This is a genomic window from Thiomicrorhabdus sp. Kp2 (genome assembly GCF_000478585.1).
Classification (GTDB): domain Bacteria; phylum Pseudomonadota; class Gammaproteobacteria; order Thiomicrospirales; family Thiomicrospiraceae; genus Thiomicrorhabdus.
The window spans coordinates 1,579,811-1,598,815 of the sequence record NZ_ARWI01000001.1 but is presented as its reverse complement, the minus strand read 5'-3'; the positions used below and the strand labels follow the sequence as shown (position 1 = coordinate 1,598,815).

General features: G+C 39.7%; 15 protein-coding genes. 9 read left to right on the top strand and 6 right to left on the bottom strand.

The annotated features are described in order from the left end of the window. The first annotated feature begins 273 nt into the window (after positions 1–273). Both gyrB and A379_RS07370 read left to right on the top strand, forming a co-directional pair. On the top strand, positions 274–2,706 hold the full coding sequence (gyrB, locus tag A379_RS07375) for a DNA topoisomerase (ATP-hydrolyzing) subunit B (RefSeq protein WP_040727195.1): 2,433 nt from the start codon (positions 274–276) through the stop codon (positions 2,704–2,706). 165 nt (positions 2,707–2,871) lie between these two features. Beyond that, positions 2,872–3,807, top strand: coding sequence for a phosphoribulokinase (locus A379_RS07370; RefSeq protein WP_040727193.1), 936 nt, complete (start codon positions 2,872–2,874; stop codon positions 3,805–3,807). A gap of 98 nt (positions 3,808–3,905) precedes the next feature. Here A379_RS07370 and A379_RS07365 read toward each other — a convergent pair whose 3' ends face one another. Continuing rightward, positions 3,906–5,786: a TIGR00341 family protein gene (locus A379_RS07365; RefSeq protein ID WP_040727191.1), complete on the bottom strand. Its 1,881-nt coding sequence runs from the start codon at positions 5,784–5,786 to the stop codon at positions 3,906–3,908. Positions 5,787–6,104: 318 nt separating this feature from the next. Here A379_RS07365 and A379_RS07360 point away from each other — a divergent pair, with 318 nt between their 5' ends. Further along, the gene (locus tag A379_RS07360) at positions 6,105–7,382 is read left to right on the top strand and encodes a DUF2860 family protein (protein ID WP_040727190.1); all 1,278 of its coding nucleotides are present in this window, start codon (positions 6,105–6,107) and stop codon (positions 7,380–7,382) included. A gap of 37 nt (positions 7,383–7,419) precedes the next feature. Beyond that, complete coding sequence (locus tag A379_RS07355; protein ID WP_040727188.1) at positions 7,420–8,574, top strand: transferrin-binding protein-like solute binding protein; 1,155 nt, start codon at positions 7,420–7,422, stop codon at positions 8,572–8,574. A gap of 193 nt (positions 8,575–8,767) precedes the next feature. On the opposite strand, the gene A379_RS07350 is transcribed toward A379_RS07355, so the two are convergent. From A379_RS07350 to hemF, 3 genes are read right to left on the bottom strand one after another with little or no spacing between them, the layout of a single operon-like run. After that, positions 8,768–9,424 (bottom strand): hypothetical protein, encoded by a 657-nt coding sequence (locus tag A379_RS07350; RefSeq protein WP_040727187.1) that lies wholly within the window; start codon positions 9,422–9,424, stop codon positions 8,768–8,770. A gap of 52 nt (positions 9,425–9,476) precedes the next feature. After that, the gene (locus A379_RS07345) at positions 9,477–9,845 is read right to left on the bottom strand and encodes an RNA-binding S4 domain-containing protein (protein WP_040727185.1); all 369 of its coding nucleotides are present in this window, start codon (positions 9,843–9,845) and stop codon (positions 9,477–9,479) included. Positions 9,846–9,850: 5 nt separating this feature from the next. Further along, a complete protein-coding gene (gene hemF, locus A379_RS07340; RefSeq protein ID WP_040727184.1) occupies positions 9,851–10,807 on the bottom strand; it encodes an oxygen-dependent coproporphyrinogen oxidase in 957 nt (318 codons plus the stop codon). A 240-nt stretch (positions 10,808–11,047) separates the two neighbouring features. Between hemF and A379_RS07335 the strand changes: the two genes are divergently transcribed. The 3 genes from A379_RS07335 (at position 11,048) to A379_RS07325 (ending at position 13,320) form a co-directional block, all read left to right on the top strand. Beyond that, entirely contained in the window at positions 11,048–11,563 is a 516-nt protein-coding gene (locus A379_RS07335) for a hypothetical protein (RefSeq protein ID WP_040727183.1), read from the top strand. 125 nt (positions 11,564–11,688) lie between these two features. Continuing rightward, positions 11,689–12,477, top strand: coding sequence for a DUF4197 domain-containing protein (locus A379_RS07330; protein ID WP_051145082.1), 789 nt, complete (start codon positions 11,689–11,691; stop codon positions 12,475–12,477). A gap of 21 nt (positions 12,478–12,498) precedes the next feature. Further along, positions 12,499–13,320 (top strand): M48 family metallopeptidase, encoded by an 822-nt coding sequence (locus tag A379_RS07325; protein WP_040727181.1) that lies wholly within the window; start codon positions 12,499–12,501, stop codon positions 13,318–13,320. 340 nt (positions 13,321–13,660) lie between these two features. Here the strand turns inward: A379_RS07325 and A379_RS07320 are convergent, their stop codons facing one another. Both A379_RS07320 and A379_RS07315 read right to left on the bottom strand, forming a co-directional pair. After that, positions 13,661–14,221 (bottom strand): L-threonylcarbamoyladenylate synthase, encoded by a 561-nt coding sequence (locus tag A379_RS07320; protein WP_232744824.1) that lies wholly within the window; start codon positions 14,219–14,221, stop codon positions 13,661–13,663. Between the two features lie 93 nt (positions 14,222–14,314). Then, positions 14,315–15,259, bottom strand: a complete 945-nt coding sequence (locus A379_RS07315; RefSeq protein WP_040727178.1) for a homoserine kinase — start codon at positions 15,257–15,259, stop codon at positions 14,315–14,317. 184 nt (positions 15,260–15,443) lie between these two features. Here A379_RS07315 and polA point away from each other — a divergent pair, with 184 nt between their 5' ends. Then, a complete protein-coding gene (polA, locus tag A379_RS07310; protein WP_051145081.1) occupies positions 15,444–18,269 on the top strand; it encodes a DNA polymerase I in 2,826 nt (941 codons plus the stop codon). Between the two features lie 335 nt (positions 18,270–18,604). Then, positions 18,605–18,952 (top strand): hypothetical protein, encoded by a 348-nt coding sequence (locus A379_RS07305; protein WP_040727177.1) that lies wholly within the window; start codon positions 18,605–18,607, stop codon positions 18,950–18,952. The last annotated feature ends 53 nt before the right edge of the window (positions 18,953–19,005 follow it).

Below are 19,005 nucleotides of genomic sequence, written 5' to 3'. Positions count from 1 at the left end.
CACAATTAATAAATTACCGCTTATCAAAGAGGCCACTTTTGTGGCCTTTTTTATTAGGAATTTCGTCCTCTCTCTCCACACCAATTTTTTGCGTCTTTTACAACATCAATAATTCTTTTAAAAACATGTAGTTATACTAGTAAAAAACGGCTAAATTCGATTAGGTAATTTATGCAATTTTATGGTAAAATTCGTCTAATATTTTGATTATAAAAATAACCTGAGATTAAGCATTCTTAACAATGATTAATCTCCATAAAAGAAATCGAGTTTATGTCTGAAGAAACGCAATACGATTCCTCCTCCATCAAGGTTTTAAAAGGTCTTGATGCAGTCCGAAAACGTCCTGGTATGTACATTGGTGACACCGATGATGGTACTGGTCTCCACCACATGGTCTTTGAAGTTGTTGATAACGGTATCGATGAAGCCTTAGCAGGTCACTGTGACAAGGTTGTAGTTACCATTCACACCGATGGCTCTGTGTCCGTTACCGATAACGGCCGTGGTATTCCTGTTGGAATCCATGAAGAAGAAGGCGTTTCTGCCGCTGAAGTTATTATGACCGTTCTCCACGCAGGTGGTAAGTTTGATGATAACTCTTACAAAGTGTCTGGTGGTCTTCACGGGGTGGGGGTTTCGGTTGTAAACGCCCTCTCTTCAAAGCTCGATTTGACCATTAAGCGTGAAGGTCATATTTGGAAGCAATCGTACACGCACGGTGTACCCGATGCACCCATGGCTACGGTTGGCGACACCGATGAAACGGGTACTGAAATTCGATTTTTACCAAGTACAGAAACCTTTACCAATGTAACCGACTTTAATTACGACTATCTGCTAAAACGTTTAAGAGAGCTCTCTTTCTTAAACTCGGGTGTGCACATTGAATTAGTAGATAAACGTGATGACCGCCATGAGGTGTTTCAATTTGAAGGTGGTATTAAGGCGTTTGTTGACTATATCAACACCAATAAAACCCCCATTCATGAAAAAGCCTTCTACTTCACTACCGTAAAAGACGATATTACCGTTGAAGTGGCCATGCAATGGTCTGAAGCCTATCAAGAGTCTATTTTCTGTTTTACCAACAACATTCCTCAGCGTGATGGTGGTACCCACCTATCTGGTTTTAGAGCGGCATTAACCCGTACTTTAAACAGCTATGCAGAATCTGAAGGTTTAAACAAAAAATATAAGATGACGGTTTCAGGGGACGATGCGCGTGAAGGTTTAGCCGCGGTTATCTCAGTTAAAGTACCAGACCCTAAGTTCTCATCACAGACTAAAGATAAACTGGTTTCTTCAGAAGTAAAATCGGCCGTTGAAACAGCCATGAATGAAAAACTGGCTGAGTTCTTATTAGAAAACCCTAAAGATGCTCTATCCGTTTTCTCTAAGATTATGGATGCCGCTCGCGCCCGTGAAGCCGCCCGTAAAGCCCGTGAAATGACCCGTCGTAAAGGGGCTTTGGACATTGCAGGCCTGCCAGGTAAGCTGGCTGATTGCCAAGAAAAAGACCCTGCACTTTCTGAACTTTACTTGGTGGAGGGTGACTCCGCGGGTGGATCGGCCAAACAAGGCCGAGACCGCCGTACTCAAGCAATCTTACCGTTAAAAGGTAAAATCCTTAACGTTGAAAAAGCTCGTTTTGACAAGATGTTAAGCTCGGCTGAAGTTGGTACTCTTATCACCGCTTTAGGCTGTGGTATTGGGCATGAAGAGTACAATATTGAGAAACTGCGTTACCACCGCATTATCATTATGACGGATGCCGACGTGGATGGTTCTCACATCCGAACTCTGCTGTTAACTTTCTTCTATCGTCAGTATCCTGAGCTAGTTGAGAAAGGTTATATCTACATTGCTCAGCCACCTTTATATAAAGTTAAAAAGGGCAAGCAAGAGACCTATCTAAAAGATGATAGAGAACTTGAAAGCTATCTATTACAAAATGCCATTGACGGTTCATCTCTGTTTACGGCGCAAGGTGCGCCAGCCATCAGTGGCGTTGCATTAGAAAACTTGTCAAAAGATTATTTTAAAACCAAACACGTTATTGATCGTTTAGCTCGTCGCTATAATCCAGTTTTCTTGAATATGCTGGTCGATTACCCTGAAATCAATCTAGACATGCTAAATGATTCAAGCGCTTTAGAAGCCTGGATTAATGCCGTACTACCACCACTAAAAGCCAGTGGTGAACTGAATAAGGTTGATTACCAATTAAGTAGTGAACCTGCAACAGACATGGAAAGTAAAGGTAAGTTCCAGATTCGTTTACATCAACGTGAGCACGGTACCTTGAGCACACAAATCTTTGATGCCGAATTCTTTGCTTCTAAAGATTACGCACAAATTGTAGAACTTGGTAAAGCCTTACAAGGCTTATTAACCAGTACCGCTTACATTCAACGTGGTGAAAAAACCGAATCTATTGCTACTTTCAGTGAAGCGATTGATTGGTTATTTAATGAAGCCAAGCGTGGCCAAAACATTCAACGCTACAAAGGTTTGGGGGAGATGAACCCAGAACAGCTTTGGGAAACCACTATGAATGCCGAAGCACGTCGTTTACTGCAAGTCACAGTGCGTGATGCAATGATAGCCGATCAAGTATTCACCACCTTAATGGGCGACGAAGTTGAACCACGTAGAGACTTCATTGAATCGAACGCATTACAAGTTGAAAACCTAGACGTATAAAACGCAAATTTAAATTTACCAATAAGAAGCTAAAAGTGATTTATTTTTGAAAAATTAACTCTTTTAGTTTCTAATATGCGTCACAAGTCTAAAGCTATAAAGAATTTATAAAGTAAAAACACAGAGTTACCAGGCCTGGTAGCTCTTTAAATTAGGAGACAGTTCATGTCAGTACAACACCCTATCGTTACCGTAACAGGTTCATCTGGAGCAGGTACCTCTTTTGTTAAACGCGCTGTAGAAAAGATTTTTGATCGCGAAAACCTTAACGTAGCTATCGTTGAAGGTGACAGCTACCACAAATACAGCCGTGCTGAAATGAAAGAAAAAGTGGCTGAATCAAAAGCCAGCGGTGGTCCAACACTTACTCACTTCTCAGAAGCGGCAAACGAATTTGGCGAACTAGAAGCACTTTTTAAAGAGTATAAAGAGACGGCTACGGGTAAACGTCGTTACTACATTCACAGTGATGAAGAAGCAGATGAGCATAATGCACGTCTAGGTGGAACAAACTACCAGTCTGGTGAATTCACTCCTTGGGAGCCAATTCCAGAAGGAACAGATGTACTTTTCTATGAAGGTCTTCACGGAATGGTTAAGCGTATGGATCACGGTCCAGAAGAAGGTATGCATAACGTAGCACAGTATGTTGATTTAGGGATTGGTGTAGCACCATCTATCAACATTGAGTGGATGCAGAAAATCTATCGTGATACCGCTGAACGTCCATATTCAGTACAGCAGGTTCGTGACACAATCCTAGAGCGTATGCCTGACTATATTGAAACAATCGTTCCTCAGTTCCACCGTACACACATTAACTTCCACCGTGTACCGTTAATTGATACCTCTGATCCGTTTTCAACCATGTCTCCAGATGCACCAATGGGACCAGCGCCAGAAGATTCACTAATCATCTGTCACGTTCGTCACCAAGACGTTAACCTTGAAGCAATCAAAGATCAAATTGAAGGGGCTTTCTTACAGAATGCTGAAACTTTAGTTTGTAGCGGTTCTCACATGGTTCAAGCAATGGATTTAATGATGACTCCAATCATTCAAAACCTAATTGCTAAAAAACGTGCGGCAATGGCTAAATAAGCTATCCTCTAGCTTAACCTAATTGGTTTTAGGTAATAAAAAACCCCATTTTATGGGGTTTTTTTATACTTAAAATAAGCTATTTCTTGTCTATGCTATTAACGCATAATGGCTATCTTTGACTCTAATTGAATATCACGATTTAATCTTTCTTCTATCTGTTTTTTAACTTTTTCAATCTGATCAATATCAATACTTTTATTAGATAGTAAAGTAACGGAAACATATAAAGGAAATTGGTCGCGAATTTGCACATCCCTTACCTCAATTCCAGCCAGATTCAACCCTTCCAGGGTAGAAATAACCTGTTGTTTTTCAACTAATTTTTTAAATGAAAAACTCAAAGGAATACTCACTAGCAATACAAAGCCTAATGCATAGGCCACCCCTTTTTTTGCCAAATGAAATGGACTAAAACCCATCACCAAAAAAGTCAAAGTAGAAGCTAAGACAATTCCTACCAAGTTAGTTATGAACAATAAAAAAGCGGCTGAAAAAGTATGCCAATCTAACCAGCCGATTCCTATACCCGAAACCGCTAATGGAGGAACAAGTGCAACTGCAATAGCAACACCCGCCAAACTTTTTGCCACCTCAGAACGAGCGTTAGCATAAGCACCAGCAATACCTGAAATAATCGCGACGGCTAAATCTAAAATCGTAGGGCTTAAACGTGCCGAAATCTCACTTGTGACCGCTTGCAATGGCGTAATAAGTGTAAGCAAAATACCAAAAAACAGTGCCAGAACAATACCAACAAGCAATGTTTTAATGCTGGTAGAAATTAAATCAATATTTTGGCGTAAGACCCCCATAGATAGAGAGATAATTGGCGCCATTAACGGGGCTAAAATCATCGCACCTATAATCACAGGTGCAGAGTTTGCAAATAAACCAACCGTAGCAAGCAATGTTGAAAGTACCATTAACATTAAATACGATTCAGTTATTTGAGCACTCTCTTTTAAGTTAACAAATGTCTCTTTCACCTCCTCGGCATCTACGTGATGAATCCATGGTAGTGGACGACTTATAAGCTCTTTAACAGCTTGTCCTTTAGGTAACGTGGATACTCGAATAGACTCTTTAGCTTCCTCTACTGGAAGCTTTTTTGGCAATCTTGAACTGATTACTTTAAGTGCATTTGGCTTAACAGCCACATTGACAACTTCATTTGTGTAAGGAACGCTATCAACGGTATAAGATAAAGACTGAGTGGACGAAACCTCAATTGAGCTTGTTTTAATATAACCAATATAATTAGCAAAACCTTGAGCACCCTCTTTACTAGGAAACAAACGCGAGAACAAAAATCGTATCACCTCAGAAATACTTCTAGGTGCCAAAAGAATTGCATTCAATGAAGACTCATCCACCTCAGTTTCACCAATCACACGCTTAGTAAAATCACTGCCACTTGGGCGATAAACAAATGTCACCCCCAACGCAGCTGTATTAACCACGGAATTTTTTTCCGTTTGTAATTTATAGGATGAAAGATGAACTTTACTCAAATTAAAGGTCATTAAAGCCAGGTATTTCAATTTACTCCAAATGCTATTGTCCATATTTGATGCTGGGCGCATTATCGTTGGATTGCCAAGCATGACAGAGCCTAATACCAGTTGTTCATTACAAAACAGTAGATCTGATAAAACAGGGTCTTCTGTGCTTTTTATATCTTCTAATACCTCTTCTATTTTTTTAGAAATCGGAAAAGTACGATAAAAACGATTCATATCAGGGTGAGGCAGAAAACCCACTGACCAATTTTTTTCTACTGCATGGGGAATCAACTCATATAGAGGCAAGTCTCCCAACCAAAATAAAACTTTTATATCGCTAGGCAAAGACAACTCATTAACAGATTGAAAAGGTATAACAGTCCAGCTCTTTTCAAGCTGAGGTGCAATCGAACTTTCAAACAACTCCGCGTTTTGAGCATCAAAGAGAACCGTATAGTCAGAAAGATTTGTCATGAAAATTCCAAGTTAATTTAACAGTGATAGAAGAGATTATATTCATAATAATCAAAGCAATGAGCAGAACCTTATCAATCTTTTTATTGATTGAATCAAATACAAACGTTTGCAAAATATTTAACCCGTTTTCTAACGCGTTTAATCAATCAAACCTCAAACCATCTAAGAAAACGACAAACACCGACAAATACCGACATGCAGCGACAATAGTATGACTCTTATAATGCTTAACCACTGCAAGCCATTGATTAGTCATTTTTTAAGACTAGAATTGAAATTAACTAAACAAAATTATTCAAATCTAAGGATTTAAACATGACATTTTCGAAAAAACTTTTAATCGGTGTGCTCGCTATCTCCACGGCAAACTTTGCACTGGCAGCAGATTCAGTAGACTCTGACATTTTCAACCAACAGTTTTTAGATGCCCTAAAAACACGTGAAAGTGGTGATATCTTTGCCTCCATTGAAATGCTCGAAAAACTCATCGACAGCCAACCCCAGTTAAAAAGAGCCGAATTAGAATTAGCTGTTTCATACTTTAGAGCCACGCTATACAGCCAAGCAAAACTACATGCGGACAGAGTCCTAAGTGACCCCAACACTCCACCGCAAGTGAAAGAAACCATTGAGATTTTTTTAAGCCAATTACAAGAAATTGAAGAAGCTGAATCTAAAAACAGACATACTTTTGAAGGCAGTGTCGGTGTTAGCATTGGTCATGATACTAACATTAATGCCAGTCCAACTGATTCCATTATCAATATCAATGGCACGGACTTTACCTTAGCGAATAACTCCATTGCCCAAGAAGAAAACTATGGCGGAATTAATCTTCAGCTTAATCACACTTACCGTGTTCCTGGAACTTTAGGTATTGGATCTCGTCCAGTCAAAATGGAGTGGGCGACTTCTGTTGGGTTATACCGAAAAGCTTATCAAGACACAGGCGACTACAATTTAGATGTTGCTACCCTTACCACAGGAGCCAATTTTATCTCTAGTACAGATTGGCGAGCAGGTGTGAATTTACGCGTTGACCACATTAGTCTAGGAGATACTCAACTTGGTCTTTTCACAGGCCTCCATGCGCATTACACCAAAGTGGACAAAGCCAACCAATATACCGTTACAGGGGAAGTCACAAACCAAGAGTTTGAATCCGCCCTAAATGATGGTAGAGATGGCATCAAATACGGTTTGGGTGTTGAGATGCAACACCAATACAATCAAGAGTTACTTGCAAAAGCAGGCCTAAACTATGCATTAAACGATGCAAAAGATGATAACAAACAAAATATATCAAAATCCGCTCATGCTGGTCTCTATTACGCAGCAACTGAAAACTCGCTCGTTTTCGGTCAAGTTGAATATAAAGTTGTTGATTATGACGGTGTTGAACCTGTCTATAACATTGCTAGAAATGACAGTGAAGTCTCAGCCATTATTGGTGCTACCTATAGCATTCCAACAGGTTATTTTGCTGATTGGATTATTAACGGAAAAATTAGCCGATACAACAATACGTCGGATGTCTCAATTTATGAATACGAGCGAACCGACGCTTCTTTAGAAGTCAGTAAACGTTTTTAAAGAGGTTTTTTATGAAATAAACCAGGAGGTATAATTCATGAACATTCATTTCTCAAAAAAAATACTTAGCCTAATCATTTTAGGCTTACTCAGCCCAACAACGGTTTACGCTATTGACAAAAAAGAGTGTAACAGCACTGATACCCTCCAAGGATGGGGGATTTGGTGTGGTATTGACACCTATTTAAGCCAGCAAGAGCCTACAGCCGCTGGGCCCGTTGATGGAAGCAACTCAGCACTTGGATTACCAGCTATTGATGGCGATGAATTTGGTGGATCTGTTGTTGTACCTAATGAAGTTAATGAAGAGGCTTCATACAACTGGCGAGGTTACGCCATTTTGAGAGTGCCAGTAGAGATGGACAACAATCCAGTTGAACAACAACCTGCTCGTCGCAATGTTCAACAATACAAATATCTAACAGGCGTATTAAATATTAATCATGATCCTGATAATGATAATATTTTGGCGGTTATGAACTTAGAGGATGGATCAACTGTCACATTTAATAAGGATGCATCCTTTACGGCCCCCGCTTGGGATAACTCCTACTTTAAAATAACTTCAGAAGATGAATCTCTTACTGTTGTAAGTTCTGTTTTACCCACCCTTTTTGGTGGTAGTCAATTACCTGATGCTCTCAATAATGAGAATGTAACATCAGGTTATTTTACAACCCAAGATGATAGCAGTTTTCCATATGAATCAAAATTTGTTGCTGGGTCATTAACCAGTGCAGACTATATCAATGAATTGGCTTTAAACAATATAACGGCTACTTACAGTGGTTATGGTATGTATAAAGGAGATAAGTCAGGTACTCGATATAATCAAATTACAGTGAATTTTGGTAATTCAAGTTGGGATGGTTACTGGAAGCTGGATGGTAGTAGAATTTTTGCTCCTGATAGCAAACTACAAGCTTCAGGTGTGGTCACAGGTAATCAATTTAGCTCAACAGAAAACAGCTTAAACTACCAAACTTATGAAAATCAAGGCTCTTTCTTTAGGCCAAACTGGGTAGAAAATAACCAAGCGGCGACAGGCTCGATTAATGGATCGTTTAATGGTACAGAAGCTAAAAATTTAACAGGTTTAGTTGATGTCAATATAGATGGCAACCGTACCGTTGGTGTCTTTGCTAATGAAATGGATAGTTCTATAGCAAACTCCCCTCAAACCAATCGATAAAATTACAATTAAAAAATTAAATCATTTTTAAAGTACACTCGAACAGCTGAACAAATTGTTCACCCCAGTAAGGTGTATTTTTTTGTCTACGGGCATGCAAAACTCTAATAAATAAAAAAGCACCCAGAAAAACAGGGGTGCTTTTTAATCGTTAACTGGGTAAATAGTGATGAAACATCACTGCTAAGTTAACTTAAAAACGGTAGGTAATGCCTGCTTGAAGCATTGGAAGGAAATCATAATCGGCCACGTCTTTCTGTAGCTTAACTTCTTCGTCTTTTAAAGCTTCGTCAAATCCCGTACATGTACCAGTACAAGTACCGTTTATATCTGTATTTGGCGACCCAGTAAAGAAAGCACCTGCTTCAATCATAAACCCTAAACCTTGTTGAGGTGAATGACCCCAACCTAAACTTAAAGTAGGCGCATTATCCCAAGCAATGTTAGCATTTATATTCACATCACCAGTGAAAGTATCATTACCAACCGTTACGCTACCTGATTTACTTCCACTCGCATCCAGTTCAAAATTGTTAATGGCATAACCTGCCGATAAAAAGAACCCATTAGCAAAAGGATGGTAGTCCAAAGCTATACGATGAATACCACCATCGGCTTCTACATCATATTCAATATCAGTATCTTTTGCCGTTTCTGAAAGTCCCATTCCACCAGACAGTGCACCACGTACTTGCACAGTATCTGAAATTGGGTATGAAAGCTCTAAAGAAGGTCCTGAAAAGGCTCCATAATTAATACCTAAACCTACATTTTCCATTGAAGAAGCATATAAAGAATGAGAGGCAAATGAACCTGCAAAAAGTGCAGAAGCAAGTATGAGTTTTTTCATCTTATGTCCTTAATTAACTTAATAAGTAATTTTAACAACTCAGGATTATAAACTAAAAACCTAAATTTTCAATTTTTCGTCTATCACGTTTAGTTGGACGGCCTGCGCCCTTTTCTCTATAGCCAACCAAAGCCATGTCTGCGGTGGGCTTACGCTGGTTTAAGACTTCATTATCTAATTGATAAAGGGTTAAAGCTTGTTCGGCATTGCCGCGTTTATCGCTGACAATCAGCACTGTCACCTCAATCTGACGATGCACTTGGGTGATTTTGAGTTTATCGCCAATGCTCAAAGTTTTACTGGGTTTAGGTTTACAACCATTCAATTCAACTTTACCACCTTTTATCGCTTCTAAAGCGACCCCGCGGGTTTTAAAAAAGCGTGCTGCCCATAACCATTTGTCTACGCGAAGTTTATCCATACAAATTACGCTAACTCGGTTAACCAATCTTTGGGTGTTAAGTAGTTGTAAATATTAGACTCTTCTGAACCAGGCTCAGGGTGATAATCGTATTTCCAATTCACCACGGGTGGCATTGACATTAAGATTGATTCGGTACGCCCACCCGTTTGTAAACCAAAAATCGTACCCCGGTCAAAGGCCAAATTAAATTCCGCATAACGACCACGACGATAGAGTTGGAAGTCTTTTTGGCGTTCACCATACTCCATCTCTTTTCTGCGAGCCATAATCGGACGATAAGCTTTAATGAAGTGGTCGCCAACCGACTGCATAAATTGAAAACATTTGGCAAAATCCCAGCCAAACGTACTTTCATTTAAATCATCATAAAACAGTCCACCCACACCACGGGTTTCGTCACGGTGTTTTAAATAAAAATATTCATCACACCACTGTTTATATTTTGGGTAAATCTCATCACCAAATGGCTCACAAGCGTCTTTTGACTGAAGGTGCCAATGCAAAACATCCTCATCAAAAGGGTAGTAAGGTGTTAAGTCAAAACCACCACCAAACCACCATACAGGTTGCTCACCCTCTTTTTCGGCAATAAATAAACGAATGTTAGCGTGCGACGTTGGCACATATGGATTACGCGGATGAATCACCAAAGAAACACCCAAGGCTTGAAATGAACGCCCTGCCAATTCTGGACGGTGTGCCGTGGCAGAAGGTGGTAAGTTTTTGCCTTTAACATGTGAGAAATTAACCCCGCCCTTTTCAATGACTGCACCACCTTCCATTACTCGAGTACGCCCACCGCCTGTTAAGCCCATCACACCTTCTTCACCTTCACGCTCCCAAGCATCAACAATAAAATCCATTGAGCCATCTTCCTGGGCTAATTGTGAACAAATATCGTCTTGCAAGCTCAGTAAATAGGTTTTAACAGCTTGAATATTAATAGCGGTTTCTGACATGATAATTCCTTAAATAATGTGTAAGGTTATTCTAGTCGTTCTTTGTTCTGTTTGCATGTATCGAAACCATGCAAATTAGATCAAATAAATCATTTAGACCTTTTGCATAAGTTAAATACCTGAAAAAATTTCGGGTTTAAGTCAAAAAAACCGCATAATATCAAAACAATAAAGCATTACACTCATAACCAGACTTATTTAAAGAAACTTTTTAAACACAGCAAATAAAAGAACCATGATATGAAACACATTCTATTAATCACTCTCATGTTACAAAGTTGGCTAACCTATGCTGAAGAGGATAAAAACCAGTTATTAAAGCAATTTCATGAATTTGGCATTACCCATTGCGATGAATTTATTTCTAAAAATACGGCAACCCCAGGTGCTTGGAAATTTTTTATGAATAAACATCCTGGTGGTATTGATGGACCCAGTACCGAGGTCTCTTTAACCCAAATATCAGGAAAACCTGGCCAATCGTTTAAGACTAACTACACTTTTATTCAAACTCTAAAGCAGTGTTTTTTACATAAATCTGGGCAGATCACCGCCTTTGATTCTTGTGAGAAAGCGGTCGATAAAAAAGTCTGGAACCTTCAATACAATCTACCCGAGTTTGATTTCAAACGATATAAGGATAAAAAAGGCGTTGTCTTGTTTACTAAAGAAGTGAGTTTGGGTGATAAAAAAATATGTTTATTGAACTATGAATTTCGCACGAGTGGCAAACACAGTATTTACCATAAATTATAGACTTAACTCTTAAATGCAGCTCTATTGATAAACCTTTAACATGAAGAATATTTGGATAAAAATGGTTAAATTCGGTATTCTGTTTTAATTAGCATCAATACTTATTCACTAAAAGGTAATTTTACATGCGTAAAACAAACATAAGTTTCAAACCATTTTTCACACTAACTCTATGTGTGACTTTGACAGGCCTGGCAACGCATACTCAGGCAAGTTGGTTTGACCAAGGTGCAGAATTATTTAAAAGTATTCAAGAATCAACAAGTGACTCCAAAACAGATTCCAATACCAACAGTGTGATTCCATCCAGCTTATCAACTGAAGAGATTCAAAAAGCCTTTAAAGAGGCTTTATCTAAAGGCTCAGAAACGGTCGTCAATCAACTGGGGGTTAAAGACGGTTTTAATGCCGATCCTAAAATCCATATTCCACTACCCGATTCATTGAAAACAGTTCAATCTACCCTAAGCCAATTTGGTATGGGTAAATACATGGACGATGTTGAAACCAAACTCAACCGAGCGGCTGAAGCCGCCACCCCTGAAGCAAAAGCGCTATTTCTACAAGCCATCAAAGATATGTCTTTCGATGATGTTAAAAAGATATATGAAGGGCCAAAAGACTCTGCTACGCAATATTTAAAATCGAAAACATCGCCAGGTATTAAAGAAAAAATGGCACCTATTGTTGAAAACTCACTCAATGAAGTTGGTGCGATTAAAGCCTACGACACGGCCATTTCTAAATATAAGGACTTACCTTTTGTGCCAGACGTTAAAGCCGATTTACTTGACCACGTGGTTACCGAAGGTATGAATGGCATGTTCTATTACATTGCCCAAGAAGAAGCGGCTATTCGTAAAGACCCCGTTAAACAAACAACCGAACTACTGAAAAAAGTCTTTGGTCAATAATCATCACCTAGGAACACAACGATGAGAACAATTACTTTTATCAAACAGGCCGTAATTGCTTTTTCCTTATTAGGATTGGTTGCTTGTACCTCAACCAGCACCAAACAAGGTACGGTTGGAATCAAGCGCGAACAGCTGCTTTTGATTTCACCTCAAGAGATGACTCAAGGTGCTCAAATTGCCTATCAATCGGTTCTAAAAGAGGCTAAAACAGCTAAAAAACTCAATACAGACCACGCAATGTTACAACGTGTGCGCCGAATAGCGAATGACATCATTCCGCAAACCGCGGTATTTAGAGAAGATGCTCCTAAATGGGATTGGGAGGTCAATGTTCTTGAATCAGAACAGTTAAACGCCTGGTGTATGCCTGGAGGTAAGATTGCGTTTTACACAGGCATTATTAATAAACTGAAGTTAACCGATGCTGAAATTGCCGCGATTATGGGGCATGAAATTGCCCACGCCTTGCGTGAACACGGCCGTGAACGTGCTTCTGAACAAACGCTTACACAAGTTGGTTTATCTGCTTTGAGTATCTTCACTGGGGTTCAAGGCCCAGCTTTAGATGCTGCTTCCCTGGCTTTGCAAGTCACACTGACTTTACCAAATAGCCGTACCCATGAAGTTGAAGCCGATAGAATGGGCGTAGAGCTCGCTGCAAGAGCAGGGTACAACCCTTATGCAGCCGTCAGTGTTTGGCGAAAAATGGATAAGCAGTCTGAAGGTGGCCAACCACCCGAAATTCTTAGCACCCACCCATCACACTCAAGCCGTATTAAAGACCTTACCAAGTACGCTAAAAAGGTAGAGCCTCTGTTTCTAAAAGCGGTAAAACGATAAAATAAGATACTTTAAACAAGTGTTATTACAAGTTACCAGGCCTGGTAACTCGTTATTTATATGGCAAGCGTGTTTTAAAAAGGTTTTAACCACGAAGACACGAAAGCACGAAGAATTAGAGAACCTAACAGTTGTTTTCTTTGAACGAGTAAATAATCTAAATATACGAAGTTATTCGCTCTAAAGCTTTAGAAATAAAATTCTTATTAAGAATATAGATTAATATTTTTTTAAAATTTTTTAAACTTCGTGTCTTAGTGTCTTTGTGGTTAATTTTGTAAAATACTGAATAATCAACCTCAAAATATAGAAACCCTTTTTCAAACCTCTGCAATTTAAATTACCGTAAAACCTTACCTGTTTTGGCTTCACGAATTTCAGTAGGTTTGGTTAATCCGCCTAATTCAGCATCAATACAAAAAAGCTTATCACTCAAAAACTCCACCACCTCTTTACAAGACTTTGCAGGGGCATGGCTTGTCACATTGGCACTTGTCGAGACGATTGGCCCACCAAAACCTTTACACAAAGCCTTAACCACTGGGTGATTCGAAACCCGAATGGCAACGGTATTTCGTCCACCCGTAACCCAGTCGGGCATCGGTTTTTTAATAGGTAATACCCAGGTAACAGGCCCTGGCCAAGTTGATAATACCGCCTGTTCCCAAGGTGCGCCGATTAACTCAACCCAAGACTCAATTTGTTCAACAGATCCTGCGACTAAAATAATCCCTTTTTCAATCGGACGTTGTTTCACGTGAAACAGATTATTAACCGCCACTTCATCAAATGGATCACATCCCAACCCATAAACCGCTTCGGTTGGATAAGCAATGGTTTTACCCATTTTTAAGTCATTTACCGCTAGTTGAATTTGCTGCTGTAAGCTTGGTTGAATCACAACGCACATCCTTTTTTATACTTACCAGGTGTTAAAAACGCGTGTAGTAACCTACCAGGCCTGGTAGGTCTTGAATCTGTTGCGATAAAGAGGTTATTGATGAAGTTGTAAAACACGCTTAAAGACTTCTGGGTCTTTAATTTGGGTTATTTCACCCTCTCTTGGGATGTGTTTATCTTTTAAACGTGATAAGAAGAAACGCAATGCAGCTAAACGCAAAGCCGCTGGCCAAGCAATCTGTTCTTGTTCGGTTAACGAACGTTGGGTTTGATAGGCGGACAGCATGGCATCGATGCGCTTTTGATCAAACTCTATTTGTGCTGGATTATCAGCATGAACTCTACACCAATCATTTACCATAACCGCTAAATCGTATAGTAAGGTTGAGTTGCACGCATAATAGAGGTCAATAATGCCCGTCAATGCATCGCCATTAAACATGGCGTTATCGCAAAACAGGTCCGCATGAATAACGCCTTTTGGTAGCTCTGCCCAATCAGTTTGAGCTTGAAATACAAATTCAGACTCAATCATTTGGCGCTCATCATCAGCTAAATGACTTTTAATCTCTGCGTAGGTGTTTTGCATCCAGTTTAAATCGCGATCATTTTCACGTGTGCCTTCATAATGCTGTCCCGCGATATGAAAACGTGCCAATTGACCACCCATCACACCGCACTGTTCAATAGATGGGTCTTCTACCGTATTACCCACTAATCGTTCCACTAGCGCAGCTGGTTTGCCACAAAGTTCTTTTAAATAACCATTTGAGTGGGTTGGCATTGGGTGTGCAGTAGGTATATTGTGCTCAGCCATAAATGCCATAATATTTAAGAAGTATGGCAACTCCTCAAATGTATGGTGTTCAAAAATCGTTAAAACAAACTGTTCTAGCTGACCATGCTTTGTGGTGTTTACAAAGTAGTTGGTATTCTCAATTCCAGCACTGATTCCAGTAAAGGATTCTAAAGTGCCAACATCATAATCTTCTAAAAAGGCCACTAATTGGTGTTCTTCAACGACTGTATAGACAGACATAGAGTAAAGTCTCTTAAATGGATTGATTATTCGGTAGAATAATCGGTTGAGGCTTTTAGGCGAGTTTTCTTGCTAAAAAGTCTCTAGTTAATTAAACAAGTTGTATTTCAACCCACTGCTGAATTTAAACCAATTGGCTAAACCTAAGCAGTTAGCGCAAATTTTATCACAATGAGCAATATAAATGACCGATTCCAATTCGCAAAACAGTTTTAATCCAGATAGCCCATTTATTTTAGTAGATGGCTCCTCTTATCTGTTTAGAGCCTTTCATGCCATGCCACCACTTACTAACGGTAAAGGCCAAGCAACGGGTGCGATTTTTGGGGTCATTAATATGTTAGGTAAACTGATTGAACAGTACCAGCCTGAAAAAATGGCGGTGATTTTTGATGCTAAAGGCAAGACCTTTCGCCATGACATGTACAGCGAATACAAGGCGCACCGCCCACCAATGCCTGATGAGTTACGTACCCAAATTGAACCAATACATGAAATTGTTAAAGCGCTTGGTTTACCGTTATTGGTGATTGATGGCGTTGAGGCTGATGATGTTATGGGAACTTTTGCACATCAAGCCACAGCAGCCAAGCACGACACCCTTATCTCTACGGGTGATAAAGATTTAGCTCAGCTTGTGAATGAACACGTCACCCTAATCAACACCATGAATGATACCCTTTCTACTCCAGAAACCGTTGTTGAAAAATTTGGTGTACGCCCAGATCAAATCATCGATTATTTGGCCCTAGTGGGAGACAGTGCCGACAATATCCCTGGTATCCCAAAGTGTGGCCCTAAAACAGCCGTTAAATGGCTTAATTCATTTGGTAGCATCCATAATTTGGTTGAAAATGCACCGATGATTGGCGGCAAGATTGGTGAAAACCTGCGTAATAATCTAGACCAATTAGCGCTTTCCAAAGAGTTAACTACCATTAAAGTGGATTGCGACTTACCTGTAAGCCTGGATGATATTCAGCGCCAACCTGCCGATATGGAACGCCTACAAGAACTGTTTACCGAATACGATTTAAAAAACTGGTTAAATCAAGTGATGGCAGGTCATCTGCCTTTTTCTAAATCAACGGGTGCAAAAGCCCATAGCCAAACCGTGCAAAAGAAAAGTTCAGCAGCAAATTCTGATTCAAATGAACCTTCTTCACCACAGGTAGAAGCCGTCGCTTCAAATTATGAAACCGTATTCACCCAAGAACAATTTGAAACTTGGGTAACACGTATTGAAAACGCCGAGCTGTTTGCCATAGATACTGAAACCACCTCATTAAATACCTTACAAGCCAAAATTGTGGGTTTATGCCTCGCCGTTAAAGACCCAGAAAATCCAGGTAACCAGGCCTGCTATATTCCATTAATGCACGATTATGAAGGCGCACCTGAACAACTTGATATTGATATGGTGTTAAATCGCTTAAAACCGATTCTAGAGAACTCAACTATCGCCAAATGTGGTCAAAATCTTAAATATGACTGGCATGTGTTACAAAATCACGGCATCTCATTAAAAGGCATGCAGTTTGATACCATGCTCGAATCTTACAGTTTAAACAGTGTGGCCACGCGTCATAATATGGACGATTTAGCGCTTAAATACCTTAACCATCGCACCACCCACTTTGAAGAGATTGCCGGCAAAGGCAAAAAACAGCTAACTTTTAACCAAATAGAGATTGAAACCGCGGCACATTATGCGGCAGAAGATGCCGATATTACTCTGCAACTACATCAAACACTTTGGCAGCAGTTAGAAGCAGAACCTTCTCTTAAAAAGGTTTTTACCGACATAGAAATGCCTTTAATGCCTGTTTTAGCACACATGGAACGCAATGGCGTTTTACTAGATACCGATATGTTGGCGATTCAAAGTGAAGAGATTAGTAAAAAACTGACCGAACTCGAACAAAAAGCGCACTTAATTGCTGGCGAAACGTTTAACCTCAATTCTTCAAAGCAGTTACAAGTGATTTTGTTTGAAAACTTAGAATTGCCGATTATCAAAAAAACCCCAAAAGGCCAGCCATCAACTGCCGAACCTGTATTAGCCGAACTGGCTGAACAAGGGCATGAGATGCCTATTTTGATTTTAGAGTACCGTAGTTTAGCCAAACTGAAATCAACCTATACGGATTCTTTGCCTAAACAGGTCGATCCTAATACAGGTCGTGTGCACACCTCTTATATGCAAGCCGTTGCCTCAACTGGTCGTTTATCTTCCACCGAACCGAACTTACAAAATATTCCCATTCGTTCTGCAGAAGGTCGTCGCATTCGCCAAGCGTTTGTTACCAGGCCTGGTTATAAAATGATTGCCGCCGATTACTCACAAATTGAGTTAAGAATTATGGCGCATTTATCGGGCGATACAGGTCTGTTAAATGCCTTTGCCCAAGGTAAAGACATTCACCAAGCCACCGCAGCTGAAATCTTTGGTGTGCCTTTAGAAGAGGTCACCACCGAGCAACGTCGAAGTGCCAAAGCAGTAAACTTTGGATTGATTTACGGCATGTCTGCGTTTGGTTTAGCCAAGCAGTTAAATGTGGGGCGTAATTTAGCGCAAGAATATATCGATCTTTATTTCTCTCGCTATCCTGGTGTATTGCACTATATGCAAAACACCAAAGAACAAGCTAAAGAGACAGGTTATGTCGAAACCTTATTAGGTCGCAGACTGTATTTACCAGACATTAACGCCCGTAATGGTCAATTACGCCAGTATGCAGAACGCACCGCGATTAACGCCCCAATGCAAGGTACCGCGGCTGACATTATTAAAACTGCGATGATTCAAATAGAGCAATGGTTAGCGACCTGTGGTTTTGATATTCAAATGCTCATGCAGGTACACGATGAATTGGTATTTGAAGTAGCTGAATCTGACCTAGAAGCGGTTAAACCAGAAATTAAACGTTTAATGGAATTGGCTTTAGAGCTGAAAGTGCCTTTAATTGTTGAAATGGGTGAAGGCAAAAATTGGGATGAAGCGCATTAAAGTTCATTAAAAACACGCTCATTCTATACATCTCAAAGAACAACTCATCAAAAACCAGGCCAAAATCCATCTACCATACCCCGCAAGGGGGTATAAAGGCCTGGTGTCTCTTAAAACCAATCTAATTCTCTCTACAAACCTTTTTCAAATATAATCTCTATATTTCAATAGGTTAATAAACTCCAAAACAGAAATTATTTAAAATAAACCCAAGGCTCTTTATATTTAATGTAATTATTTTACATTTCAATTGACAACAATCGCTCTTATTAAGTAACATTACAAATGTAAACGTTTAACATATTTTGTATAATACTCACATCGGAGACCGTTCCATGAACACTCAAACTCAAAAAACTGTTTTAAAAACCCTTGCTGCAACCGCTTTAGTAACTGCGACTTTTGCCACTATGGCAATGGATATGACCAATACACAAGCGCAACAAGAGATGGCGTTACATGCTCAAGAAAAAGTGCAAACCATGACGCAGAATATGGAAAAAATTCAGGCGATGACCCAAATCATGGAGCATACACAAAGCATGAACCAGTCAATGGAACAAGCTCAAAACCGTGTTAGAGCGCAATTAGAAATTGATACCAGCAATACTGAAGTTACCACAGCAGAAGACGTTTCTATTGAAACAGAAGCGAATGTAACAGAAACAACGGTCACTGAATAAACGATAAGTTTAAAAATGTGGTACTGGATTTGGTACCACATTAATAAAGGTTA